Source organism: Acidovorax sp. SRB_24, from assembly GCF_012931925.1.
Genome location: NZ_MWOM01000317.1, coordinates 1 through 296 on the forward strand (window position 1 = coordinate 1; position 296 = coordinate 296).

The following is a 296-nucleotide window of genomic DNA, read 5'->3' on the forward strand; positions in this document are numbered from 1 at the left end:
GTCCTGCTGGATCACCGACCAGTACAGCGCGGTGGCGGCCGCCTCGTCGGCGGCAGACAGCGGCTGCGTGCAGCCGCCGAACACCGGCGGCAGTGGCACGAGACCTTCTAGGCCCGGGTGCTGCAGCGCCTGGGCCAGGCGCGAGATCTGGTGCAGCATGCGCCCGCTGGGGCGCATCGGCCCGGGCCACAGCGACGCGGCCCAGTGCGTGGCCTGCGGGCGCTGCTGCACGCCCGGAAAGCGCGAATAGACGTCGTCCTGCCAGCTGAACCACTGCTCGATGGTGTCGGCCATGC

General features: G+C 72.3%; 1 pseudogene. It reads right to left on the reverse strand.

The features are described from left to right. Window positions 1–296, reverse strand: a pseudogene (locus B2J89_RS23395) (tetratricopeptide repeat protein); the annotation flags it as partial.